At 62.0% G+C, this 24,238-nt stretch carries 20 protein-coding genes; 12 read left to right on the top strand and 8 right to left on the bottom strand.

Annotation, left to right across the window (positions count from 1 at the left end):
• The first annotated feature begins 93 nt into the window (after nt 1-93).
• Both FDP28_RS01225 and FDP28_RS01230 read left to right on the top strand, forming a co-directional pair.
• A complete protein-coding gene (locus FDP28_RS01225; RefSeq protein WP_144658799.1) occupies nt 94-846 on the top strand; it encodes an SDR family oxidoreductase in 753 nt (250 codons plus the stop codon).
• A gap of 220 nt (nt 847-1,066) precedes the next feature.
• On the top strand, nt 1,067-2,551 hold the full coding sequence (locus tag FDP28_RS01230; RefSeq protein WP_260842300.1) for an ATP-binding cassette domain-containing protein: 1,485 nt from the start codon (nt 1,067-1,069) through the stop codon (nt 2,549-2,551).
• A gap of 70 nt (nt 2,552-2,621) precedes the next feature.
• Here FDP28_RS01230 and FDP28_RS01235 read toward each other — a convergent pair whose 3' ends face one another.
• Nucleotides 2,622-2,990, bottom strand: coding sequence for a hypothetical protein (locus tag FDP28_RS01235; RefSeq protein WP_144658801.1), 369 nt, complete (start codon nt 2,988-2,990; stop codon nt 2,622-2,624).
• Between the two features lie 405 nt (nt 2,991-3,395).
• A complete protein-coding gene (gene serB / locus FDP28_RS01240; protein ID WP_144658802.1) occupies nt 3,396-4,289 on the bottom strand; it encodes a phosphoserine phosphatase SerB in 894 nt (297 codons plus the stop codon).
• 111 nt (nt 4,290-4,400) lie between these two features.
• On the opposite strand from serB, the gene FDP28_RS01245 reads away from it, so the two are divergent.
• From FDP28_RS01245 to FDP28_RS01265, 5 genes are all read left to right on the top strand, one after another.
• Entirely contained in the window at nt 4,401-5,186 is a 786-nt protein-coding gene (locus FDP28_RS01245; RefSeq protein WP_144658803.1) for an ABC transporter ATP-binding protein, read from the top strand.
• A gap of 17 nt (nt 5,187-5,203) precedes the next feature.
• The gene (locus FDP28_RS01250) at nt 5,204-5,989 is read left to right on the top strand and encodes a sulfite exporter TauE/SafE family protein (RefSeq protein ID WP_144658804.1); all 786 of its coding nucleotides are present in this window, start codon (nt 5,204-5,206) and stop codon (nt 5,987-5,989) included.
• A gap of 7 nt (nt 5,990-5,996) precedes the next feature.
• Nucleotides 5,997-6,806, top strand: coding sequence for a TrmH family RNA methyltransferase (locus tag FDP28_RS01255; protein WP_144658805.1), 810 nt, complete (start codon nt 5,997-5,999; stop codon nt 6,804-6,806).
• A 141-nt stretch (nt 6,807-6,947) separates the two neighbouring features.
• Nucleotides 6,948-7,205, top strand: a complete 258-nt coding sequence (locus FDP28_RS01260; protein WP_066275740.1) for a type B 50S ribosomal protein L31 — start codon at nt 6,948-6,950, stop codon at nt 7,203-7,205.
• 86 nt (nt 7,206-7,291) lie between these two features.
• Entirely contained in the window at nt 7,292-8,392 is a 1,101-nt protein-coding gene (locus FDP28_RS01265; RefSeq protein WP_186313463.1) for a lipoate--protein ligase family protein, read from the top strand.
• Here the strand turns inward: FDP28_RS01265 and pepN are convergent.
• Nucleotides 8,389-10,995, bottom strand: coding sequence for an aminopeptidase N (gene pepN, locus FDP28_RS01270; protein WP_144658807.1), 2,607 nt, complete (start codon nt 10,993-10,995; stop codon nt 8,389-8,391). The two genes, FDP28_RS01265 and pepN, sit on opposite strands and share 4 nt — an antisense overlap.
• Nucleotides 10,996-10,999: 4 nt before the next feature.
• Nucleotides 11,000-12,046, bottom strand: a complete 1,047-nt coding sequence (locus FDP28_RS01275) for a YeiH family protein (protein ID WP_144658808.1) — start codon at nt 12,044-12,046, stop codon at nt 11,000-11,002.
• A gap of 111 nt (nt 12,047-12,157) precedes the next feature.
• Between FDP28_RS01275 and FDP28_RS01280 the strand changes: the two genes are divergently transcribed.
• Genes FDP28_RS01280 through FDP28_RS01290 form a run of 3 tightly spaced genes read left to right on the top strand, consistent with a single transcriptional unit; the run spans nt 12,158 to nt 15,547 of the window.
• On the top strand, nt 12,158-13,714 hold the full coding sequence (locus tag FDP28_RS01280; protein ID WP_144658809.1) for a circularly permuted type 2 ATP-grasp protein: 1,557 nt from the start codon (nt 12,158-12,160) through the stop codon (nt 13,712-13,714).
• Nucleotides 13,715-13,772: 58 nt separating this feature from the next.
• Complete coding sequence (locus FDP28_RS01285; RefSeq protein WP_144658810.1) at nt 13,773-14,699, top strand: alpha-E domain-containing protein; 927 nt, start codon at nt 13,773-13,775, stop codon at nt 14,697-14,699.
• Nucleotides 14,696-15,547 carry a transglutaminase family protein gene (locus FDP28_RS01290; RefSeq protein ID WP_144658811.1) on the top strand — a complete coding sequence of 284 codons (852 nt, stop codon included), beginning with the start codon at nt 14,696-14,698 and terminating at the stop codon, nt 15,545-15,547. Before FDP28_RS01285 ends, FDP28_RS01290 begins: the two co-directional genes overlap by 4 nt.
• 73 nt (nt 15,548-15,620) lie before the next feature.
• On the opposite strand, the gene FDP28_RS01295 is transcribed toward FDP28_RS01290, so the two are convergent.
• Entirely contained in the window at nt 15,621-17,072 is a 1,452-nt protein-coding gene (locus FDP28_RS01295; RefSeq protein ID WP_144658812.1) for an SDR family NAD(P)-dependent oxidoreductase, read from the bottom strand.
• 68 nt (nt 17,073-17,140) lie between these two features.
• The gene (gene glgC / locus FDP28_RS01300; protein ID WP_186313464.1) at nt 17,141-18,553 is read right to left on the bottom strand and encodes a glucose-1-phosphate adenylyltransferase; all 1,413 of its coding nucleotides are present in this window, start codon (nt 18,551-18,553) and stop codon (nt 17,141-17,143) included.
• Between the two features lie 93 nt (nt 18,554-18,646).
• Between glgC and glgA the strand changes: the two genes are divergently transcribed.
• Nucleotides 18,647-19,843: a glycogen synthase gene (gene glgA, locus FDP28_RS01305; protein WP_144658814.1), complete on the top strand. Its 1,197-nt coding sequence runs from the start codon at nt 18,647-18,649 to the stop codon at nt 19,841-19,843.
• Between the two features lie 126 nt (nt 19,844-19,969).
• Here glgA and FDP28_RS01310 read toward each other — a convergent pair whose 3' ends face one another.
• Nucleotides 19,970-22,069 (bottom strand): acyl-CoA dehydrogenase family protein, encoded by a 2,100-nt coding sequence (locus FDP28_RS01310; protein WP_144659096.1) that lies wholly within the window; start codon nt 22,067-22,069, stop codon nt 19,970-19,972.
• Between the two features lie 47 nt (nt 22,070-22,116).
• Nucleotides 22,117-22,881 (bottom strand): TetR/AcrR family transcriptional regulator, encoded by a 765-nt coding sequence (locus FDP28_RS01315; protein WP_186313466.1) that lies wholly within the window; start codon nt 22,879-22,881, stop codon nt 22,117-22,119.
• Between FDP28_RS01315 and FDP28_RS01320 the strand changes: the two genes are divergently transcribed.
• Complete coding sequence (locus tag FDP28_RS01320; RefSeq protein WP_144658815.1) at nt 22,880-24,232, top strand: acetyl-CoA C-acetyltransferase; 1,353 nt, start codon at nt 22,880-22,882, stop codon at nt 24,230-24,232. The two genes, FDP28_RS01315 and FDP28_RS01320, sit on opposite strands and share 2 nt — an antisense overlap.
• The last annotated feature ends 6 nt before the right edge of the window (nt 24,233-24,238 follow it).

Consider the following 24,238-nt stretch of genomic DNA (forward strand, 5'->3'; position numbering starts at 1 on the left):
TTGTCCGGGGTCAACAAAGGATTTCGTGGCTGCCGCTGGCATGATGGAATCCGATCCCTCGGAATTTGGATGAACTGAACAAAAGGAGCACGAATGGGAACGCTGGATAACAAGACCGCAATCGTCACTGGGTCTTCCCGCGGAATCGGCGCTGAAGTTGCCAAGATCCTCGCTGGCGAGGGTGCCGCCGTCGTCGTCAATTACCGCCAGAAGGCGCCGCGCGCCAACAAGGTTGTGGCTGAAATCCAGGCCGCCGGCGGCCGCGCCGCAGCTGTCGGCGCCGACCTCACCACTGACGAAGGCGTACACGCCTTGGCCAGCACGGCCATGGAGCAGTTCGGTTCCCTCGATGTCCTGGTGCTCAATGCCTCCGGTGGCATGGAAACCGGCATGGAGGAGGGGTACGCGCTCAAGTTGAACCGCGATGCCCAGATCAACATGCTCAACGCTGCGGTGCCCTTGATGCCTGAAGGTTCGCGCGTGGTCTTTGTGACCAGCCACCAAGCACATTTCGTGGAGACAGTCCCCACGATGCCTGAGTACGAGCCCGTAGCCAAGAGCAAGCGCGCGGGGGAGGACGCCCTGCGTGCACTGCTGCCCAGCCTTGCGGAAAAGGGCATTTCGCTGGTGGTCGTTTCCGGCGACATGATCGAAGGGACCGTGACGGCCACCCTTCTTGACCGATCGAACCCGGGCGCCATCGAGGCGCGCCGCGCCGAAGCCGGCAAGTTGTACTCGGTGGAAGAATTTGCCGCCGAGGTTGCCAAAATGGTGACCGCAGACGTCGAGACGGGCCATACAGAGTATGTCGGTGGCTCTGATTACTTCACGAAGAGCGCTGAGTAGCTTCCACCGCAGTGGCCGAGGGCCCGGGACGTTGTCCCGGGCCTTCGGTGTTTAAACACCAGCCAGCTACTTCAAGATCACGATGTGATAAATACTTGGAATTTTCGCGTCACGAATTGCCCATATGGGTTTTATTCTTTCTTTTTGCAATACGCCAATTGATCTGGTTGACTCGGCACAGAATCCGAAAAGTCACCTAGGAGCTTCCTTGGACCTGCTGTTGCATGCTGATGATATTCACGCTTCGTATGATCATCGACGCATCCTCAAAGGCGTCGATCTCTCGATACATAGGGGCGAGATTCTTGGATTGATAGGCACTAATGGTGCCGGAAAGTCCACCCTGATGGACGTTTTATCGGGGTCCCTCCGTCACGACACCGGGCTGCTCACCTTGGCGGGAGAGAAATACGGACCCGATTCCCGGGACGAAGCACAAGCGTGTGGCGTGGGGATCATTCCCCAGAACTTCCGCCTCGACCCGCAAATGACGGTGGCCAAGGCAATGTACCGGGGTACGTTTCAGGCCGATAAGTCCCATGCGGATCTTCGGGGTCCGGCATTGAAACTCATCAACGACGTCAAGATAGCCCTTGACCCGGACGCGCTGGTTGGCTCGCTCATCCGGGCAGAGCAGGCCCTGGTCGAAGTCCTCAGGATGGTGGCCGAAGAAGCCCAGCTGGTCATCATGGATGAAGTGGCAGCGTCCCTTCCCGATCATGACGTCGCTACCTTGCACCAGGTATTGAGGATGCTCATCGACCAGGGACGGGCGATCATCTATATCACCCACCGCCTGGATGAAGTCCGATCCATTGCACACCGTATTGCCGTACTGCGGGACGGTAAAGTCCACACCATCGTCGAAGCCAGCGAAACCAACCCTGAGGAGCTGGCCTTCCTGCTTCTCCAGCAGAAGCCCGCAGGCAGCAGCCGCCCGACAGAGCTCGCCGGCAGCGACGAGGCCCTGCGGGTTGTGGACCTCAGCGTCGGTGACGCTGTCCGGAACGTCTCGTTCAACGTCGCCAAAGGTGAAATTTTCGGACTGCTCGGGACTCACCAATCGGGCGTCCACCAGGTGCTGGAATCCATCGTCGGAATACGGCAGGGTACCTCGGGGCAGCTTTTTCTGCACGGCCGGCCGGTGCGCATCCAAGGCCCGGAGGATGCACTGCGGCTGAGGATTGGTTACCTTTCCGAGGATGCCGGCAATGTCGGTGAAGACACCAGTATCGCTCAAGGTCTGCGGGTCCACGCTGACGACGAGGACCTCAAGGACGAGATCTCAGGACTCCGGGGCGTCATTGATTTGGTACGACGAATGCGGATCAATACAACGAATATCCATGGCACGCTCACCACCCTGTCCGGGGGAGACCGGCAGAAGGTCTCGCTGGCCAAATGGATGACTTCCGGCTGTGACGTGCTGATCATGAGCCACCCCAGCCGCGGCATCGATGTCGGGGCGAAAGATGTCGTCTACCGGATGCTGGATGAACTGAGGCAAACCGGGGTCGCGATCATTCTGCTGTCCTCGGACCTCACAGAACTGGTCAGTTGGTGTCATCGGATCGGCGTGGTCCGCGATGGTGAACTTGTGACCATCGAGGCCAATGCCAACACCAACGAGGACGTTCTGGTTTATCACATGTTGGGCAGCGCGGCGGTGAAGGGGAACAGTGCGGCCCGCAGGGCAAAGGGCTGACAACCTCGAAGGTTCCGCAAAAAAGGGACGGCCACCTGGTCAGCGGCCGTCCCTGGTCATCCAAGGGGAATCAGATAGTGATTCCCTTTGCAAGGTTGTTGAGCTTGTGACGGGCCAGTGCCAGGTTCGCGTAGGTACGGTCCAGCACCAAGTACACGAACAGCCCCTTGGATCCGCCCGAGTTCAGGACGTTGATCAGGTGGTATTGCCCGTCCAAGGTGATGAGGATGTCCTCTATATTGCTGTCCAGTCCGAGGTCAGCCATAGTGCGCAGCTTTGCACTGACTACATTTGAGTTGCCGGCAGCGGCCACACCGAGATCAAAGCCAGGACTTCCACCTTGCGCGAGGGCCATGCCACTGGAGTAATCGACCACTGCGGCCCCAGTGGCACCTTCAATGGACAGCAGTTGCTTTACAGCTTCATCAAGCGTGCTCATGTTGCTTTCTTCCTGTTCAGTAATGTCTTCGAAGAAAAACCCGGAGTGGCTGGAAAAGAGTTCGGGGAAGGTCGTGAGACCTTCGTCCTTCGAGTAAATACGTGGCTCCGCGGACTTCATGGCCTCGCGGACTCTCCACCATTTCCACGTTCGCTGTGAATGCTTCACTTTCGAACTCTGCACTTCCCTTATGCCTGGTCGCAGGCTACCTCGCCGTACAACCCCAAGAATATGTGCAGATCAGGATTAAACACCATTCCAGTTCCGAAATACCGGAATTGTTGTGGGCAACGGTCCACGCTGATAACAATCAAATAAATTGATTCAATTTTCGCGTCACGAATTCACAATAAGTGTTTCGCAGTGCGCGGCCGGCGTGGACCTCAGCCTAATGAGGCTCTGGAATCAGACGTTGGCTATGTGCCGCACTGCATCGAGGTAGGGCATGTTGATCGCAGCATCAGCCACTGCGCGAACTGCTGGTTTGGCGTTGAACGCCACGCCGATGCCGGCGGCCCCCAGCATGTCGAGGTCATTCGCACCGTCACCGACCGCGATGGTATGCCCCAACTCGATGCCCTCGGCAGCAGCCCATTGGCGCAGGTACTTCTCCTTGGCCGCCCGGTCGATCACAGCCCCCAGGACTTTGCCTGTCAGAGCGCCGTCGATGATTTCAAGCTCATTGGCAATCCAGTAGTCCAAACCGAGCTCCTCGGCAATAGGGCCCAGGATCTGGTTGAATCCGCCGGAAACGACAGCCACTACGTGACCGGCCTTCTTGAATGCGGCCACGAGTTCTGCCGCGCCCAGGCTGAGGCGCACTTCCTCGCGCACCGAATCCACGACGTCGGCCGGCAGGCCCGCCAGTACGGCGACTCGGGCATGCAGGCTCTGCGCAAAATCGAGCTCCCCACGCATGGCAGCTTCGGTGACTGCTGCAACCTCTTCCCGTTTACCTGCATAGGCGGCCAACAACTCGATGACTTCCTGCTGGATGAGTGTTGAGTCCACGTCCATGATGAGAAGCTTCCGCTTCGCCTGCCGGAGCTCTGCAGGGACCAGGGCAGTATCGGTGCCGGTCAATGCTGACCCAGCCACCCGGCGTCGAAGGTCGGACAAAGTCTCCACTGAAGCGAGCGGTACGTGCACAACAGCGGTGTGTACGCCGAAACGCCCGTCGCCGGCGTGTGATTCCGCTGACACTTCCGCTCCTGCGTCGGCCAGTACCTTCCGCACGCTTTCCAGCGATTCAGGGGACAAATTCACGCCATAGCTGACCGCAGCCAAGTTCGAAGTCATGGCCTCAATCCTATCGATCGGGCCCCTTCCCCCCGAATCTGTTTCGCCTGATAAACCAGCGGAAAGTGCCGGTTATCAGTCATGTTCACTTTTGTCCTAGTGTCTACTGCTATGAGTGATGTTCTGGATTTGGCTTCCGTCAGCGTTGTCCGAGGCAAAAAGACCCTGCTGGACAAGGTTGACTGGCAGGTCAACGAAGGAGAACGATGGGTCATCCTGGGCCCGAACGGCGCGGGCAAGACAACCCTTCTCCAGATCGCGGCCGCACGCCTGCACCCCAGCAGCGGCAAGGCCGGCATTCTCGACGAGACGCTGGGGCGGGTCGACGTTTTTGAACTCCGGCCCCGGATCGGCCTCTCCTCGGCCGCATTGGCCACGCAGATCCCTGAGCACGAGAACGTCCTGAACGTAGTGGTCACGGCAGCCTACGGCGTCACCGGCCGTTGGCGGGAAGGGTACGAACGCGACGACGAGCGCCGCGCCTTTGGCCTCCTGAACGACTGGGGGATGGGCCCCCTCCTCAATAGGACTTTCGCCACCCTCTCAGAGGGGGAGCGCAAGCGCGTTCAGATCGCACGTGCCCTCATGACCGACCCCGAGCTGCTGCTGCTGGATGAGCCGGCCGCAGGCCTGGACCTGGGAGGACGTGAGGAATTGGTCCACAAACTGGGCGAACTCGCCAGCGACCCCGACGCGCCGGCCATGGTCCTGGTGACCCACCACCTTGAAGAGGTGCCCCCGGGATTCACCCACGCAATGCTGTTGCGCGAAGGAAGCGTGGTTGCTGCCGGGCCCATCAAGGAAGTCCTGACCGACGAGCACCTGGGCAACACCTTCGGCCTGGCCCTGGACGTTTCCGAAAATGCCGGGCGCTACACCGCCACGGCGCGCCGCTAGGGCGGTCCCTGTACAAAATGGAGATTCTTAGCAGCATCCTGGTCTTTTTTGCCGGCCTGTGGGCCGGCACCATCAATGCGGTAGTCGGCTCCGGCACTTTGGTGACCTTCCCCGTATTGATCGCCTTGGGCGTCGTGCCTGTCGTTGCTTCCATGAGCAACGCCATGGGCCTTGTTGCCGGTACGGCCGCTGGCGCCTGGGGCTACCGCCGCGAACTGGCCGGCCGCGGCAGGCAACTGCTCAAGCTGATGCCGGCGTCGCTGTTGGGCGGCATCACGGGCGCATGGCTGCTGCTCCACCTCCCGGAAAAAGTCTTTGGCTACGTAGCACCTGTCCTGCTGGTCGCCGCGCTGCTCATGGTGCTGTTCCAGCCCAAGCTCCAGGCATGGATCCGCGACAGGGAACAGAACCCCGAGCATGCCATCAAGGACAAGAGCCATGGCATCCTCTTGGTGGTCCTGATCTACCTTGCCGGGGTGTACGGCGGATACTTTGTCGCCGCCCAAGGAATCCTCCTGGTGGGAATCCTCGGCGTGTTCCTCTCAGGCACCATGCAAAATGCCAACGCCATGAAGAACATCCTCACCCTGACGGTGAACATGGTGGCGGCTGTGTCCTATCTCATCTTCGCCTTCGACAGAATCAACTGGTGGGTTGTTCTGCTCATCGCCGTCAGCTCCACCATCGGTGGGCTGGTCGGTTCAAAGGTGGGCCGGAAGCTGTCACCCAAGGTGCTGCGCGGCGTTATCTTCACGCTCGGCATCGTGGCTCTTGGCTTCATGATCGCCAACCTCCTGAAATAGTCTCCCGGTGACCTTCCACTACCTCGAATCCGCTGATGATCCGCGGGTGAGCGACTACACCACGCTCACTGATGTGCACCTGCGAAAGCTTCGCGAACCCCGGGAAGGCATGTACATCGCAGAGTCCTCCAGGGTGCTGCGCCGGGCCTTGGCCGCGGGGCACCAGCCACGCTCGTTCTTTCTGGCCGAGAAGTGGCTGGAGGACCTCGACGATGTCTTCAAGGCCTACCCGGACGTGCCAGTCTTCATTGGCAAGGCCTCATTGCTGGAGGAGATCACAGGCTTTCACCTTCACCGCGGTGCCATGGCCGCAATGCACCGGCCGGCCCCGGTGCCGCTGGAGGAACTCCTGGTCTCAGCACAGCGGGTCGCCGTCCTTGAAGACATCGTGGACCACACCAATGTCGGAGCCATTTTCCGTTCAGCCGCTGCCCTGGGGGTGGATGCCGTCCTGGTCTCGCCGCGCTGCGGCGACCCTTTGTACCGGAGAAGTGTCCGTGTCAGCATGGGCACTGTTTTCCAGGTACCGTGGGCGCGTCTGGAGAGCTGGCCCGGTGACTTGGCGCGGCTGAGGGACCAGGGTTTCACCGTGGCAGCCATGGAACTGACCGATGATGCGGTGGACCTGGACGATCTTGCGGCCAGGCAGCTTCCAAAACTGGCACTGGTGCTGGGAACAGAAGGTGCCGGGATGAGTCCCGAGACGCTGGCCGCCGTCGACGTCGCTGTCAAAATCCCCATGAGGGCAGGCGTCGATTCGCTCAATGTGGCCGCTGCCTCCGCCGTCGCCTTCTGGGAACTTCGTCCGCGGGATTGATCCGGTTCGTAGGCCGTGCCCGTTTCGGCTATGATTGGTTGTTGGCCCGGAAGCTGGAATGTTCGCATTACAGATTACGGTCCACCTCCATTCATACCTGGCAGCTGGCAAAATCCAGTTGCGCGAACAAAAGGTCCCATTATGAAGTCTGATATCCACCCGAAGTACGAAGCTGTTGTCTTCAACGACCTCGCTTCCGGTACGAAGTTCCTGACCAAGTCCACCGTGTCTTCCTCGAAGACCATCGAGTGGGAAGACGGAAACACCTACCCGGTTATCGACGTCGAAATCTCCTCGGAGTCCCACCCGTTCTACACGGGCAAGCAGCGCATCATGGACTCCGCTGGCCGCGTCGAGCGCTTCAACGCCCGCTTCAAGGGCTTCGGCGGCAAGAAGTAACCACTTCACCCCAAGGCTTTCAACGGCCCGCATTGCTGGATTTTCCGGCAATGCGGGCCTTTGCGTTTTCCGGCAAGATGGGAAGCATGACTTCCCTTCCCGGACCCGCAGAAGACAATAACGACGCCGGCGCCCGCCTTCATGGTGAATACAAGGTACCCGGCGGAAAACTCGTGGTGGTGGACCTGGGGGTCCGTGAGGGACGGTTCACTGACGTCTCACTGAGCGGGGACTTCTTCCTGGAGCCGGATGAAGCGCTCCAGGGCATCAACAATGCCCTGACCGGGCTTCCCGAGGCGTCCACGGCAGCCGAAATTGCCGCGGCCGTCACTGCCGGCCTGCCGGAGGGAGCCACGCTGTTCGGCTTCTCCGCGGAAGCAGTAGCCATCACCGTTCGACGTGCACTGTCCAAAGCCACCAGCTGGGCCGACCACCAGTGGGACGTTATTCCGCCGTCAATCCTTCCAACGCAGGTGAACGTCGCACTGGACGAAGTCCTGACAGAGGAGGTGGGTGCGGGACTTCGCAATCCCACCCTGCGGTTCTGGGACTGGGAAGAGCCTTCCGTGGTCATCGGCAGTTTCCAGTCGGTGAAGAATGAAGTGGATCCTGCGGGCGTCGCCCGCCACGGCATCACGGTAGTCCGACGGATCAGTGGCGGGGGGGCCATGTTCATGGAGGCCGGCAACTGCATCACGTACTCCCTGTATGTACCGCAGACGCTTGTGGACGGCATCAGCTTCGCAGACTCCTATGCCTTCCTTGATGCATGGGTCATGGCCGCCTTGGAAAAGCTGGGAATCACGGCCTTCTACGTGCCCCTCAACGACATCGCCACGGACCAGGGAAAGATCGGCGGAGCCGCCCAGAAGCGGCTTGCCAACGGGGGCATGCTCCACCACGTAACCATGAGCTATGACATCGACGCCGACAAAATGGTGGAGGTGCTGCGCATCGGCAAGGAGAAGCTGTCGGACAAGGGCACGCGCAGTGCCAAGAAGCGCGTGGATCCGCTGCGACGCCAAACCGGCATGGCCCGGGCGGCGATCATCGAAGCCATGCAGGCAGTATTTACCGAGCGCTACGGTGCGGTGGAATCCAAGCTCACCGAAGCAGAACTCGGGGAAGCCAGGAAACGCGTGGACTCCAAGTTCGGCACCGATGAGTGGTTGAACCGCGTGCCCTAGTCCGTGGCAGCCTGGGCCGTCAGCGACCGTAAGAGGTGGCTCCGCTGCTCGATGATGATCCGCCGCAAAGCACGTGGCGCGTCGGCATGGGTCCGCAGCCACTCGTCTGTCCTGAGCAGCACCGGATGATCCGCCGGGTCCATGCCCTTTGCGAGATCCTGGGCTGCCGGGAAGAGGCCCCTGACGATCCGGCCGGCAATTTCAATGCTGCGCCCGGCCCATACACCTTCCAGGCACTCGAAGTACGGTTCAACGTACGGTGCCGTCATGTAGGCGGGGGCAATGGAGAAGCCCGCAATCGTAGCGCTCAGGATTTCATTGGATAGGCCACTGCCATTGACGGCCGCATCCCAGGCGGCCGCCTTCACTGCGGGGTCCGGGCGTGCAGCCGAGGCCAGGGCGTGCCCTTCCTTTCCGGAAGCCGTCCTGTCCGTTTCGAGTTCATGATCCAATTCCGCCTGTGTCGCCTGTCCGTGCGCAGCCAAGGCCTGCCAGAGGCTCCACCGGAGTTCAGCATCGACAACCAGACCCTCGACAACAGTGGAGCCGTCCAGGATCTGCCGCAGCAGCTGGAGCTCACTGTCGCCATGACGGGACACGTCCGCGAGGGCCCGCGCCCAGGCCAGCTGGTGGTCCGAGCCAGGTACCGATGCACGCAGCTGGTGGGCTGCGACGGCTAGGAAATCCTCCCTTGCAGCAGCCCGCACCGCCGGGGGTACGAAGCGCTCGATGGCGCTCGAGGCGTTTCCAAGGACATTGAGGAGGACACCAATGCCCGATTCTGCCGGTGCGAACTGTTCGACGGCGTTCACGTACCGTGCCGCAGGTGTTACGGCATCCCGGGCCGAGTCCCAGAGGGCAGTCCAGCACAGGGCCCGGGCCATGGGATCCTGGAGCTTATCAAGAGAGGTTCTGACGGTGTGCTCGGAGGCCGGATCGAGCCGCACTTTGGCGTAGCTCAGATCATCGTCATTGACCAGCAACAGGGCCGGCCTTTTCTTGCCCGCAAGCTCAGCTACCAGGGTGCTGGGTCCGGAGATGTCCACTTCTACGCTTTCCGTCCGGACAAGGGCTCCGGTCTGGTCGGCGTCGTACAGGCCAAGGCGGAGGCGATGTGGCCGGAGTTCCTGATGGCCGGTAATGGGGTCGATGGCATCCTGCCGCAGCAGCACTGCGCCCATCACTCCGTCGTCGTCCGCGATGTCCACGGCGATCGTGGAGATACCGGAGGTCTGCAACCACTGACGGGCCCAATTACCGAGGTCCCGCCCCGAGGCGGCACTGAGCGCCTTCAAGAGATCCTGCAGCGAGGTATTGCCGAATTCGTGCTCCTTGAAATACTCACGGGAGCCGGCAATGAAGGCGTCGAAACCAACGTAGGCCACCAACTGCTTAAGGACTGACGCGCCCTTGGCATAGGTGATCCCGTCAAAGTTCTGCTTTGCCGCTTCCAGGTCCGGGATGTCTGCCACGATCGGGTGTGTCGTGGGGAGTTGGTCCTGGACATAGGCCCACGCCTTGCGCTTGCTGGCGAAGTTCACCCAGGCGGTGTCCCAGTCGGTGGCCCGGTCCACGCCCAGCGTTCCCATGAAGTCGGCGAAGGATTCCTTGAGCCACAGGTCGTCCCACCACGCCATGGTCACGAGGTCCCCGAACCACATATGCGCCATTTCATGCATGAGGGTGTTGGCCCGCGCCTGGTATTGGGCATCAGTCGCACGCGAGGCATACACATACTTCTCGGTGAAGGTCACCAGTCCGGGGTTCTCCATGGCGCCGAGGTTGTATTCAGGCACGAATGCCTGATCGTACTTGCCCCAGGGGTAGGGGTAATCGAAGAGTTCGTTGAAGAAGGCCAAACCGCTCTTGGTGAGCCGGAACAGTTCGTCAGCGTCGAAAGACGCCGCCAAGGAGGCCCGGCAGAAAAGTGCCAGCGGAATCTCAAGGCGGGTGCCGTCGTCGAGCGTTGCACCCCAGTGGTCGGTCGCCTTGTAGTACGGCCCGGCCAACACAGTCGTGATGTAGGTGGACATGCGCTTGGTGGTGGCAAAGTCCCACCGCGCTACGGCCTCCGCGCCCGGGACCGAAGTACGCGCGGTCTCCGGTCCGTTGGAGGCGACTTCCCAGCCGGCAGGGGCGATGACGTGGAAGGTGAATTCGGCTTTGAGGTCCGGTTGTTCGAAGTTGGCAAAGACGCGGCGGCAGTCTGCGGGTTCGTACTGCGTGTACAGGTAGCACTGGCCGTCGGCGGGATCCACGAAACGGTGCATCCCCTCGCCGGAGCGGCTGTAGAGGGCAGTTCCGGCGACGGTAACGGTGTTCTCGGCGTCGAGGTCTTCCAGGATGATCCTGTCCCGGTCCACCACCTTGCCGGTGTCCAGTGCCCGCCCGTTCAACACCACGGAGTCCACGCCGCCATTGATGAAGTCAAGGAATGTGGCAGAGCCTGGCTGGGCTGAAAAAGTGATGGTGCTCGTGCTCGGATATCCGGCGGCTGCGGGATCTGCCGCGTCGCGGACATCAAGGGTGACGTCGTAGCTGTGGGTTGTGATCAGGGCTGAGCGGGTAGCGGCTTCTTCGCGCGACAAATTGTGATTCGACACACAGCTATCTAATCATGATCCACGCCGCCCCCAGCCCCAGGGAAGCGATGATCAGCCAGGACCCCAGCGCCACCAACGCGGCCCGCCCACCAGTATGGATCAGGGTCCTGACCCGCACGGCAGAGCCCAGACCGAACAACGCGGACGCCAGCACAATGTCCTGGGCGACGGCAGCAGCTTCAAGTAGTTCCGGCGTCGCCCACCCGGTGGAGCGGAAGGCCACCATGGCGATGAAACCGACCACGAAAAGCGGCACGATCGGCGGGAACCTGGCATCGACGTCGTCCGCGTCCGACGACCCGTTGGCGCGTTCGCGCACATGCTGGATGCGCTGGTGCAACCCGGCGGCAGCCACAATCGGCGCCAGGAGGACTACCCGGGTCAACTTGACGACGACGGCGATGGCCAGCGCCGCTGTCCCTGCGGTTTGCGCCGTGGCCACCACTTGGCCGACGTCGTGAACGGAAGCACCCGTCCACGCCCCGAATTGGGCCGGATTAAGGTTCAGCGGATGCATCAGCAGCGGCAGCACGCCAATGGCCAGGGTCCCGCAAAGGGTCACAAGGGCCACCGGCAGCACCGTGTCCTGGTGCCTGATCCGGCGCACGGCGGCCATGGCGCCGATGGCCGAAGCGCCGCAGATGGAGAAGCCCGTGGCAATCAGCAAGGAAGCTTCGCCGGGCAGGCGCAGCAACCGCGCCAAGCCATAGGTACCGGCAAAACTGATCAAGACGACGCCGGCGATCAGCAACAGGGACAACCAGCCAAGGCCGAGGACGTCCCACACACTGACCTTGAGGCCCAACAACACAATGCCCGCGCGCATGAGGTGCTTTCCTGCGAAGTCCAGGCCCGGCCGGGCGCGCCCCGCAACCAGCACTGCAGTCCCCGGTATATTTGCTGAGAGCAACCCCAAAGCAACAGCGAGCGTCATGGCCGGGATCGCGGGCAACACTGTGTGGATGGCGAAGGCAAGTCCGGTCGCGGCGACGCTCAGGACCAGCCCTGGCCCCAGCCGTGACAGCTGGGACGCAAGTCTGTTGAAGGGCATGCATCAACCCTGCCGGATGGGGGCACGGAAGGCGAAACCGGGAGCATCCGGAAACCGCGACACAATCAGTGCGTAATGCGCTCGACTCAAAAAGGTGATTGTCTGATTCCCATGTCTGACCTATTCCAGGATTACTCCGAGGCCGCTGCCCGCAGCGGAGCCTACGACGAGATGTTTGCCCCGGGCCACGTTGCCAGAAAATCCTACGGTCAGGTCTCCGGTGCCCTACGCGAGCTTTCCCTCGCCGATGTCACCGCCCGTGCCGACTCGATGGCACGTACCTTCCTGGACCGTGGGGTCACCTTCGACTATGCGGGGGAAGAGCGGCCCTTTCCGTTGGACATCGTCCCCAGGGTCATTCCCGCCGATGAGTGGGACGTGCTCGAACGCGGAGTCGCCCAGCGGGTCAAAGCGCTCGAGGCGTTCCTCAATGACGTCTACGGGCGTATGGCGGTGGTGGCAGATGGCGTGATACCGCGGCAGTTGGTGACCACGAGCGCGCATTTCCATCGCACTGTGCACGGATTCGAACCATCGGGCGGCGTCCGGGTCCATGTCTCCGGCATCGACGTCGTCCGCGACGCCGCCGGGACGTTCCGCGTCCTGGAAGACAACGTCCGCGTTCCATCCGGCGTCAGCTACGTCCTGGAAAACCGCAGGGCAATGGCGAAAGGCTTGCCCGAGGCGTTCGGGCAGCAGCACATCAGGCCGGTGGAGGAGTACCCCCGGCGGCTTCTGTCCGCCCTGCGCAAAACCGCACCCGCCGGCGTCGATGATCCAACAGTGGTGGTCCTGACCCCGGGTGTCTTCAACAGCGCTTACTTCGAGCACACGCTCCTGGCCGGCCTCATGGGTGTTGAACTCGTCGAAGGCCGGGACCTCATCTGCCGCGGCAACCGCGTCTACATGCGGACCACGGCCGGCGAGCAACGCGTGGATGTCATCTACAAGCGCATCGACGACGACTTCCTGGATCCCCTGCAATTCCGCTCGGATTCGATGCTCGGCTGCCCGGGCCTTGTTAACGCTGCCCGGGCCGGGGGAGTGACCATCGCCAACGCGGTGGGCAACGGGGTTGCCGATGACAAGCTTGTGTACAGTTACGTGCCTGACTTGATCCGCTACTACCTTCACGAAGAGCCCATCATCGCCAACGTGGACACCTTCCGGCTTGAGGAAAAGGAAGCCAGGGAGCACGTGCTGGACCGGCTGGAGGAACTGGTGGTCAAACCTGTTGACGGTTCCGGCGGCAAGGGACTGGTCATCGGGCCGGACGCTTCAAAGGAAGAACTGGATGCCTTGCGCAAACGGGTCATTGCCGATCCCCGGGGTTGGATTGCCCAGCCCGTGTTGCAGCTCTCCACGGTTCCTACGCTCTCGGGGGACAAGTTCGGGCCCCGCCACGTTGACCTGCGGCCCTTTGCGGTCAACGACGGCGACGACGTTTGGGTCCTCCCGGGCGGCCTCACCCGGGTGGCGCTCAAGGAGGGTTCCCTGATTGTGAACTCCAGCCAGGGCGGTGGCTCGAAAGACACCTGGGTCCTGGCGAATTCGCCCCAGATGCCGGCCGAGGTCATTCCGCGGCAGTCCGTCACCTTGCGTGAACAGGTTTCCGTGTGGCCCGTTGAAAGCAACTGGCGCGACCGCCAAACGGAGCAGCAGCAGTGAACCCGTTCCAACCACCACTTGAACTTCCACATGCACCACGCGAAGGAGGCACAGCCGCATGCTGAGCCGCATTGCTGAGTCACTCTTTTGGATCGGCCGTTACGTAGAGCGGGCCGATGGCACTGCCCGGATTCTGGACGTGCACCTGGAGCGCCTGAACCACCTCCCCCTCGACGAGCAGCGCAGCGTAGCCAGGGAACTTCTGGCCGTCATGGGCGCCCGGCCCCAGAGCGAAGACTTCGGCCTGCCCGAACTTCTTCATGCTTTGGCCTACGACAAACAGAGCGCTTCCTCCATTGCCGGCTCCCTCGGGGCCGCCCGTGAGAACGCCAGGCGCGCCAGGGAGACGGTGTCCCAGTCGTTGTGGGAAAGCCTGAACACCACCTACTACGGCTTGAACCAGCACCGCAAGGACGTAGTGGGCACGTACCGCTTCTGCAACTGGGTACTGGAACGGACAGCGATGGTGCGTGGCCTTGCGGACACCACTGTCAGCCACGATGAGAGCTGGCTGTTCATGGTCCTGGGACGCTCGTTGGAGCGTGCTGACATGACCGCCCGGATGCTGTCCACCCGTGATGTCCAGTCCGCTGGAATGTCCTGGGTGAACATGCTGCGGTGCGCTGGCGCCTACGAGTCCTTCATCCGTACCCGGCGTGCAGCTTTCGGTGACCAGCACGCTGCCGAATTCCTGCTGCTGGACCGTCTCTTCCCGCGCTCCATCGTGTACGCCCTGCGCGACGCCGATGAGTGCTTGGCCAAGCTCGATCCCTCGGCCCAGCGCGTTGGGTTCATCAACGATGCCCGCCGGATCGTTGGACAGGCCCGGACGTTCCTCGAGTTCCACCGCACCGATGACCTCATGTCCGAACTGCCTGAGCACATGGAACGTGTGCAGAAGGCGGTAACACAGGCATCGGATGCCATTTCCCGTAAGTACTTCAATCAGGCTGATGAACACGCCTGGGTGGGAGAAGTTTCATGACCCGGCTGAGCATCGTCCACAAGACGGCCTACAAGTACAACCGCCGCGTGACGTTGTCCTACAACGAAGCCCGGATGACCCCGCTCACTGATGGGCAGCAGGTAGTGCTGGAGTCCTCGCTGAAAGTCTCGCCCAACCAGGCTTCCGTCAGCACCTACCGGGATTATTGGGGAACCCGTGTCACTGCTTTCGACATGCAGATGCCCCACGAGAGCCTTGAGGTGCTGGCCACGGCGACCGTGGAAGTGCACCGCACGGAGCGGGTCGCCGTCGAGGACGACATCGTCGGGTGGGATGTCATGTCCTCCGACAAGGTGCAGGACGAATTCAGCGATTGGCTTCCGCAGTCCCGCCTCAGCGGTCCAGGCGAAGAAGTCCTTGGTATTGTTCCCGGCATTGTCGAAGGCAAGAATCCGCATGAGGCCGCCTTGGCGGTTTTCGCGTGGATGGCAGGAGAAATGACCTACATGAAGGGCACCACCGGCGTGACGACCAACGCCGAGCAAGCATGGACGCAACGCCAAGGGGTGTGCCAGGACCTGGCCCACCTCGCCATCGGCGCCTTGCGCTGCAGCGGGATCCCCGCCCGCTACGTTTCCGGGTACATCCACCCCAGGTCCTCGGCCGGCATCGGCGAAACCGTTGCCGGTCAATCCCATGCCTGGCTGGAATGGTGGGACGGCGAATGGCGCAGCTGGGATCCCACCAACCACAAGCCGGCCGGCGACTACCACGTGACGGTAGCCAGGGGCCGTGACTACAGGGATGTGCCTCCGTTGAAGGGAATCCTCTCCGGCGGCGGTGGCTCAGGACTCGCCGTGTCCGTGGAGATCACCCGCCTCGCGTAAAGAGTTTTCGTACAGATAAGGCCCTTAAGAAGCGCTCTTAAGGGCCTTATCTGCACACAAACTCCGAGGGGATTTACCAGGGGGAGGGCTTGTAGTCCTTGAGGAACACGCCGTACTGGTCTTCGCCCTTTTCGCCCATGACGATGGGGTCGTACACGCGGGCAGCACCATCGACCAGGTCCAAGGGAGCGTGGAACCCTTCTTCCATCAGGCGGACCTTCGTATAGTGCGGACGCTCATCAGTAATCCAGCCCGTATCGACGGCGGTCATGAGGATGCCGTCCGAGTCCAGCATCTCCTGGGCACTGGTGCGGGTCATCATGTTCAAGGCAGCCTTGGCCATGTTGGTGTGCGGGTGCCCCGGTCCCTTGTAGGCGCGGGAGAACTGCCCCTCCATGGCCGAGACATTGACGATGTATTTCCGGTGCGCCGTGGACCGCTTCATGGCACCACGCAGGCGGCTGACCAGCAGGAACGGCGCAGTGACGTTGCAGAGCTGTACCTCGAGCATCTCCAGGGGGTCCACCTCGTCAACAACCTGTGTCCAGCTGTTGATGGTGGCGAGGTCGGGGACAAGGCCGCCGGCGTCGATGGCGGTACCTGACTCAATCCGCTCCAAGGAGGCCGAACCGGTGGACAATGCCAGGGAGGTGATGGCATCGCCGGCAAGGACCGGGTGTTCTGTCACGCTGCTGGCCAAGGCCAACGGGTGCTTGTCGTTAGCATGTCCGAAGGTCACAAGCTCCGGACCACCGTTGGCGGCCTCCAGGGCAGCGGGAAGCGGCTCATCCTCGGCATCGACCAAGGGTTTGTAGGCGTTCCCTGAGCGGCGCACGGTTTGGGCGGCATTGTTGATGATGATGTCCAGCGGGCCGGCCTCGTTCAGGGAGTCGGTCAATGCCATGACCTGCGCCGGATCACGAAGATCGATGCCAACGATCCTGAGGCGGTGCAGCCACTCACCGCTGTCCTCCATGGCGGCAAAGCGGCGGGCGGCGTCTTTGGGGAACCGGGTGGTGATGGTGGTGTGGGCTCCGTCCCGCAGCAGGCGCAGGGCGATGTACATGCCGATCTTCGCGCGACCACCGGTCAACAGCGCGCGACGACCCGTGAGATCCGTGCGGGCATCGCGCTTGCTGTGGCTGAAGGCTGCGCATTCAGGGCACAGCTGGTGATAGAAAGCATCCACCTGGGTGTAGTGCTGCTTGCAGATGTAGCAAGGCCGAGACCGGATCAGGTGTCCGGCAATCTCACCCGTTGCGGAGGGAGCGAGCTTGTTGCCGCGGGTCTCGTCGTCGATCCTGTCCGGGGCCGCGGTGGCCGTCAAGGCGATAACGGCACGGTCGGCCTCAGCAATGGAATCGCGCTTGGTGACCCGGCGGTGGCGTTTGACGGCTTTGAACATCTTGCCGGTGGCACGCCGGACTGCAATGTAGTCCGGGTGCTCTTCGTCATAGACGTGGATCGTGGTCAGAACCTTGAGGCAGGCCTGGATCTCTTCAGGCGTCAGATCGGTGGAGCTCATTGACCTGATTTTACAGCCTTGGGAGAGCGCGGCCTGCCTCTGGTTCTGTTCAGTTGAAGGCGTGCGGCCTAGTGCGCGGCACCTTGCGAGGCAGGACCGCCCACGCGGGACTGTATCCCTGCGGCCACCTTTTCCGCAGAGTCGCGGATATCGGGATCATGGTGGGTGGCCGCCTTGACGGCCTCCGGCAACGCGGCCCGATGCTTGGCGGACAGCTCGAGCTCGGCCTCGCCGGGTTCCGGAACCTCCTGGCCCTTGGCAAGAACCGTGATCCCGGACTCTGTGACTTTGTAGCCACGCGCTTTGTCCAAAGCCGGGTCCAGACCGATGGCAGCACCCGCGGGAACCTTGACGTTCTTATCCAGAATCGCCCGCTTGATCACGGCCCCTTCACCGACATAGACCTTGTCCATCAGAACGGAATCCTGGACGCGGCTGCCGGCTGCAACATAGGCGTCATTCGACAGGACAGAGCCCTCTACGATGCCACCGGAAATCACAACACCGCTGGCAACGATGGAATCCAGGGCCGTGCCAACCGTGTTGTTGCCGCCGCGGACGAACTTGGCAGGCGGGGAGATGCTCTGCCGGGTGTAGATGGGCCACTCGGAGTTGTACAGGTTGAACACCGGCACGGGGGAGATGAGGTCCATGTGGGCGTCGTAGAACGAATCGATGGTACCTACGTCGCGCCAGTAGGTGCGGTCACGATCGGTGGCACCGGGGATGTCGTTCAGGGTGAAGTCATACACACCGGCCTCGCCTTGATCCACGAAGTAGGGAATGATGTCGCCGCCCATATCGTGCTTGGTATCCAGGCGTTCAGCATCCACATGCAGCGCTTCGACCAGGGCGTCGGCATTGAAGACGTAATTGCCCATGGAAGCCAGGAACTGGGTGGGATCCGCTGCGAGTCCGGGGGTGCTGGCAGGTTTCTCCACGAACGCTGCGATCTTCTGGGGATCGTTCTGGTCCACTTCGATGACGCCGAACTGGTTGGCCATGTTCAGCGGCTGGCGAACCGCCGCCACGGTGGCCTTGGCTCCGCTTGCGATGTGCTGTTCCACCATCTGGGAGAAGTCCATGCGGTAGACGTGGTCCGCGCCGACCACTACCACGATGTCCGGGGCGTCATCATGGATCAGGTTCAACGATTGGTAGATGGCATTGGCGCTACCGAGGAACCAGCTCTTGCCGACACGCTGCTGTGCCGGGACTGAGGCAACGTACCGGCCCAGTTGCGTGGACATGCGCCACGTTTCGGAGATGTGCCGGTCAAGGCTGTGCGATTTGTACTGCGTCAGTACAACGATTTTCAAATATCCCGAATTAACAAGATTGGACAAGGCAAAGTCGATTAACCGGTAGCCGCCAGCAAACGGAACGGCCGGCTTGGCCCGGTCCGCCGTGAGCGGCATGAGTCGGTTGCCTTCGCCACCGGCCAATACGATTGCCAAAACTTTCTTCAACGCCATGGTCACTGCTCCCCGTACGTCTTCGTATCCCCCAAAAGTCCGATTTTCCGGACCCTTTCACACTAGAACACATACGCCGGAACGACTACGTTGGTTAGCGTGCGAATAGACATTGTGACTAAAGAATTCCCTCCGGAAATTTATGGCGGTGCCGGTGTCCACGTTGCCGAGCTCAGCCGGGTGCTGGCGAAGCACGTCGACCTCCGCGTCAGGGCCTTCGGTGCGCCCCGCGACGCGGACTATCACGGGGCAACCGTGTCCTCGTATGCCACCCCGGAAGACCTCGGCGACGCCAACGCCGCGGTACAGACGCTCGGCGTCGATCTCAGGATCGTTCCGGACATTGCGGGAGCGGACCTGGTCCACTCGCACACCTGGTACGCCAACATGGCCGGACACCTCGCTTCACTGCTTCACGGTATTCCCCACGTGCTCAGCGCTCACAGCCTGGAGCCGCTGAGGCCGTGGAAAGCCGAGCAGCTGGGCGGCGGCTACGCTTTGTCCTCCTGGGTGGAGAAAACGGCCTACGAAGCGGCCGCAGCCATCATCGCCGTCTCCGACGGCATGCGCCAGGACATTCTCCGGAGCTACCCCAACGTTGATCCGGACAAGGTCAAGGTGGTCCATAACGGCATCGATGTCTCACTGTGGGAGCGCGATGAGGAAGACGACGCCATCAAGGGGCTGGGCATCGATCCCACCAAACCCAGCGTGGTATTCGTCGGCCGCAACACCCGCCAGAAGGGGGTTCCGTACCTGCTTCGCGCGGCTTCGAGCCTTCCGGCGGATGTCCAGCTGGTACTGTGCCTTGGCGCGGCCGACACCCCTGAACTGGCTGCGGAGACGGCACGTCTCATTGAAGAGCTGCAGAGCAAACGTGAGGGCGTGGTCCTGATCGAGAGGATGCTTCCGCGCCGCGAGCTCATCCAGGTCCTGAGCCACGCCACCGCTTTCGCTTGCCCCTCCATTTATGAACCCCTGGGCATCGTCAACCTCGAGGCCATGGCCTGCGGAGCGGCCGTCGTCGCCAGCGCCACCGGCGGCATTCCCGAAGTGGTCCAACACGGTGAAACCGGCCTGCTGGTCCCCTTGGAGCAGGTCACCGATGGCACCGGCACTCCGCTGGATCCGGAGAAATTCGTCAGTGATTTTGCCGCTGCCTTGAACGAGGTCGTTTCGGACCCCGCCCGGGCCCGGGAAATGGGCATCGCCGGGCGCCGCCGGGCAGAGGAGCACTTCTCCTGGGAATCCATCACGGAAACAACGCTCGAGGTGTACCGCTCAGTGCTGCCGTGACAAAAGCACGGTGACAAAAAAAGTACGACGGCGCCGCCCCCTTTGGTGGGGACGGCGCCGTCGCGCTTTAACTCCTCGGAATTCGGAGAATTCCCTGACTGTTCACCGAACAGTACGGCAACACTGCTAGCGGGACTTCGCCGCTTTCAGTGCCAGCAGGGCTTTCTCGTCGGCGGGGGCACTGCCGCTGGCGCGCTGCTCGCGGAAGTATTGGCGTGCCTCGTCCTGGCGCTCCGCTTCGGCTCCGGTGGCGATCCGTGCCCGGAGGTGCTCAGGGCCGTACCCGAACGCGTCGACCAGAGCCACTGCATGCGGACGGATCTTGACCAACAGGCGGTTGATGTAGGTCCCCACGGTGCGGCCACGCTGCATGGAAAGCCGGCCATTCATGAGGTACCAGGACAGGTGCTTCTCAATGAGGGACAGTCCAAAGAGGTCGCGCAACCAGGTCAGCACGCGCTTGGTTCCGTCGTCGGGGGCCTGGGCCAGGGCTTCGGTGAAGGCCTCCCACTGGAGCAGCTCCGCGTGCGCCTGGGCAGCTTCGATCAGTTCGTGCTGGTGCTGGTTGAAAAGTGCTGCAGCCTGGTGTTGGGGGAGCTTGTTGGCGCCCTTCAACGCCGCTCCGACCTCGGCAACCATCGACTGGACACGGTCCGCCAGCAGGGTCCGCTGGCCTTCCTCGTCCCGCAAAGCCAAGGCAGCCTTCTGTACCGAACCGTTGTCCGCCACGAACTGCGCAACCTGGCGCAAACCCGTCCGGTGCAAGGCCACACCTGCGGCTTGGTCCACCACGTAGCGGGCCAGCACGCCAAAATCGGCGCTGCGGAATTCCTTGGCGTAATCGGCCAGGAGCCGCTTGGCCACCAATTGCAGCAGAACCGTGTTGTCGCCTTCGAACGTCACGTAGACATCGAGGTCCGCGCGGAGCGAAGCGAAGCGGTTCTCAATCAGGAAGCCAGCGCCGCCGCACGCTTCCCGGCACTCCTGCAAGGTATCCAGGGCGTGCCAGGTGCTCAGGGGCTTGAGGGCAGCCGCCAGCGTTTCCAGGTCTTGGCGGTCGGCGTCGGTATCGTGGGCGCCGGAGAAAACGTCATCGAACTTCTGCAGCAGTTGTTCGTGGGCGAAGCTGGCTGCGTAGGTGGTGGCCAGACGCGTGAAAAGCCGGCGTTGGTGCCGCTGGTAGTCCAAGAGCACCTCTTCATCCGTGGCGGAAGAAGCATTGAACTGCCGGCGCTCGGTGGCGTATTGGATGGCCGTCTTGAGGGCTACTTTGCTTGCGGCTACGGCAGCGCCATCCAAGGACACGCGCCCTTGGACCAAGGTGCCCAGCATGGTGAAGAAGCGGCGTCCCGGGCTCGCGATGGTGGAGGTATAGGTACCGTCGGCAGCGACGTCCCCGTACCGGTTCAAGAGGTTGGTGCGGGAGATCCGGACATCGGTGAAATGAAGGCGCCCGTTGTCGATTCCGTTCAATCCGCCCTTGATGCCGTCGTCTTCGCCACCGATACCCGGCAGGAACTCCTTGGTAGCCGGATCACGCAGTTCCACATAGAAGGCGTGGACGCCGTGGTTGACGTTTTGCGTGATCAACTGGGCGAACACCACTGCAGCCAAGCCATCATTGGCCGCATTGCCGATGTAGTCCTTCCACGCGGCGCGGAAAGGAGTGTTGATGATGAATTCCTGACTACCGGGATCGTAGGTGGCTGTGGTGGCGATGCTTGCGACATCGGAACCATGGCCGGTCTCCGTCATGGCGAAGCAGCCGGGAATGTCCAGGCTCATGATGCCGGGAAGCCACTTGTCGTGGTGTTCAGCAGTCCCGAGGTGCATGACGGCGGAGCCGAACAGTCCCCACTGGACGCCTGCCTTGATCTGGAGGGAAGGGTCTGCCGTGACCAGTTCCTCGAAGCCGGCAATATTTCCGCCGTGGTCATCCGATCCACCCAGACGCTTCGGGAAGGCACGGTGGACCGCGTTGTTGTCCACCAGGAACTTCAGCTGTTCGAACACGCGGGCACGGTGCTCTGTATGCTGGAGTCCCTCAACCTTCTGAACGGCGGGGTTGCCGGCCACCTCTCGGGCCTGGTGCCTGATATCTGCCCATTTTCCGAGGAGCTGCTCACCCAAAGCAGCGACATCGACTTTCGGTTCGGGGGCAGTGGCGGCGTCCTCGCGGCCTGCCGGCTTGTTGGCCGATGAGGCCCGATCCACTACTTCAGTCATATTGATTCCTTCTTTGGTTCCGATAACTGATGAGTCATGCGCTGGTGTCAGGTGGTGGCCTTCAGTTCCGGGGCGATGCCCAGGCACAACCAGTCCGTGATTTGTGCGGCCATCGCTGCCTGGTCCGGCTTCCCGGCGCCCGCGGGGCTTCCCAGCCACATCTCGCCCGCGTTTCTTACCAAGCCGATGGCTGCGGTCGGCCAGTAGACGATCACCGCTTCTTTTTCGCCGCCGAGATGTTCACGCATGGGCGTGGCGATCATCTCGGTGATCTGCTCAAAGAAGTTGCCCAATGCCCCGGATGCTGCGATCGCATCCTGGGCGGAAGCCTCGCCCGGAGTGAGCCTTGTAATGAAGGCGTAGACGTTGGGACTCGACTCGGCCATTTGCAGGTAGGCCGACACCATCGCATAAAGCCCTTCGCGGGGTGTCTGCGCCAGTTGTGCCGCTTCCTTCATCCGGCGCTGCATTTGCCCCAGGACAACTTCGCCCATGGCCTGTTGAAGGCCGGCCTTATCGCCGAAATAGCGATAGAAGACCGACTTGGATGTCCCGGCAGCGCCCGCGATGTCCTCCATGGAGGCGTCACTTCCAAGCCTGTGGACTGCTTTGCGTGCAGCCTTGATCAGCTCGCGGCGCCGTTCCTCACGATGGGACTGCCAGCGGGAGGCCCGACCGTCAACGGCTTCGGAGGCCTCGCCCTGGGGAGCCTCTGCGGCGATGGGGAATTCCTGATGGCGGCTGTTCACGATACCCAGCGTATCAGGTACGCTGGGTATCAGTAACTGGCATTGATCGAAGGAGACAAGCATGGCTGCAGGAGACGCGACCACCGGAGTGAACCCGGAGCGCACCACCACATCTTCGAAAACGCGGCGCGCCTTCATTGTGGGCGGCAACCGCATACCCTTCGCCCGGACCGGCGGAGCCTACGTGAAGTCCTCCAACCAGGACATGCTCACGGCAGCACTGGAGGGGCTGATCGCCAGGTTCGGGCTCCAGGACGAACGCATCGGCGAAGTGGCCGCTGGAGCGGTCCTCAAGCATTCGAGGGATTTCAACCTCACCCGCGAAGCAGTTCTGGGTTCTGCCCTGTCACCCGAGACACCGGCCTACGATCTCCAGCAAGCCTGCGCAACCGGCTTGGAGACCGTGATCGGCTTGTCGAACAAGATCAAGCTGGGCCAGATTGAGTCCGCTATTGCCGGTGGCGTGGATTCGGCATCAGATGCGCCCATCGCCGTCAGCGAGGGACTCAGGGAGATCCTGCTCGATCTCAACCGGGCAAAGACTCCGGTACAGAAGCTGAAGATCATCGGTCGCATCCGGCCAAAGGACCTGGCTCCCGATGCTCCCAACACCGGCGAGCCCCGGACTGGCCTGTCGATGGGTGAACACCAGGCCCTCACCACCGCACAATGGAACATCAGTCGCGAAGCCCAGGACGAGCTTGCGTTCAACAGCCACCGCAACCTTGCCGCCGCGTATGAGCGTGGGTTCTTCGATGACCTCCTCACCCCGTATCGGGGGCTCAGCCGCGACTCCAACCTTCGCCCCGACACAACTTTGGACAAGCTCGCAACGCTGAAACCTGTCTTTGGCAAGAACCTTGGGTCTGAGGCCACAATGACCGCAGGCAACTCCACGCCCCTGACCGATGGTGCTTCGACCGTTCTGCTGGCAACCGAAGTTTGGGCAGACGAGCACAAACTGCCCAAACTCGCCACTGTTTTGGACGGCGAAGCCGCGGCGGTCGATTTTGTCCACGGCAAGGACGGCCTGCTGATGGCTCCCGTCTTCGCTGTTCCCCGGCTCCTGGCGCGCCACGGCCTGACCTTCGAAGACATAGACTTCTTCGAAATCCACGAGGCCTTTGCCGGGACTGTCCTGAGCACCCTGGCCGCCTGGGAGGATGAGGAATTCGGTCGTAACCGCCTTGGACTTGACGGCGCGCTCGGCAAAGTCGACCGGGCCAAGCTGAACGTCAACGGCTCATCGCTGGCTGCGGGACACCCATTTGCGGCGACGGGTGGGCGCATCGTTGCTTCCCTTGCAAAGATGCTCCATGAAAAGGGAACCGTTGACGGGCGCCCGGCGCGCGGCCTGATTTCGGTTTGCGCCGCAGGTGGCCAGGGTGTTGTTGCGCTTCTGGAAGCCGCGTAGGGGGAG

This window comes from Paenarthrobacter nicotinovorans (assembly GCF_007670255.1).
Lineage (GTDB): Bacteria > Actinomycetota > Actinomycetes > Actinomycetales > Micrococcaceae > Arthrobacter > Arthrobacter nicotinovorans_B.

Coding starts and splice junctions, on each gene's coding strand:
- FDP28_RS01245 (WP_144658803.1), top strand. CDS start 4,401: ATGAGTGATGTTCTGGATTTGGCTTCCGTCAGCGTTGTCCGAGGCAAA.
- FDP28_RS01290 (WP_144658811.1), top strand. CDS start 14,696: ATGACCCGGCTGAGCATCGTCCACAAGACGGCCTACAAGTACAACCGC.
- FDP28_RS01275 (WP_144658808.1), bottom strand. CDS start 12,046: ATGCCCTTCAACAGACTTGCGTCCCAGCTGTCACGGCTGGGGCCAGGG.
- FDP28_RS01320 (WP_144658815.1), top strand. CDS start 22,880: ATGGCTGCAGGAGACGCGACCACCGGAGTGAACCCGGAGCGCACCACC.
- FDP28_RS01265 (WP_186313463.1), top strand. CDS start 7,292: ATGACTTCCCTTCCCGGACCCGCAGAAGACAATAACGACGCCGGCGCC.
- serB (WP_144658802.1), bottom strand. CDS start 4,289: ATGACTTCGAACTTGGCTGCGGTCAGCTATGGCGTGAATTTGTCCCCT.
- FDP28_RS01310 (WP_144659096.1), bottom strand. CDS start 22,069: ATGACTGAAGTAGTGGATCGGGCCTCATCGGCCAACAAGCCGGCAGGC.
- FDP28_RS01295 (WP_144658812.1), bottom strand. CDS start 17,072: ATGAGCTCCACCGATCTGACGCCTGAAGAGATCCAGGCCTGCCTCAAG.
- FDP28_RS01315 (WP_186313466.1), bottom strand. CDS start 22,881: ATGCTTGTCTCCTTCGATCAATGCCAGTTACTGATACCCAGCGTACCT.
- FDP28_RS01250 (WP_144658804.1), top strand. CDS start 5,204: ATGGAGATTCTTAGCAGCATCCTGGTCTTTTTTGCCGGCCTGTGGGCC.
- FDP28_RS01280 (WP_144658809.1), top strand. CDS start 12,158: ATGTCTGACCTATTCCAGGATTACTCCGAGGCCGCTGCCCGCAGCGGA.
- FDP28_RS01260 (WP_066275740.1), top strand. CDS start 6,948: ATGAAGTCTGATATCCACCCGAAGTACGAAGCTGTTGTCTTCAACGAC.
- FDP28_RS01225 (WP_144658799.1), top strand. CDS start 94: ATGGGAACGCTGGATAACAAGACCGCAATCGTCACTGGGTCTTCCCGC.
- FDP28_RS01235 (WP_144658801.1), bottom strand. CDS start 2,990: ATGAGCACGCTTGATGAAGCTGTAAAGCAACTGCTGTCCATTGAAGGT.
- FDP28_RS01285 (WP_144658810.1), top strand. CDS start 13,773: ATGCTGAGCCGCATTGCTGAGTCACTCTTTTGGATCGGCCGTTACGTA.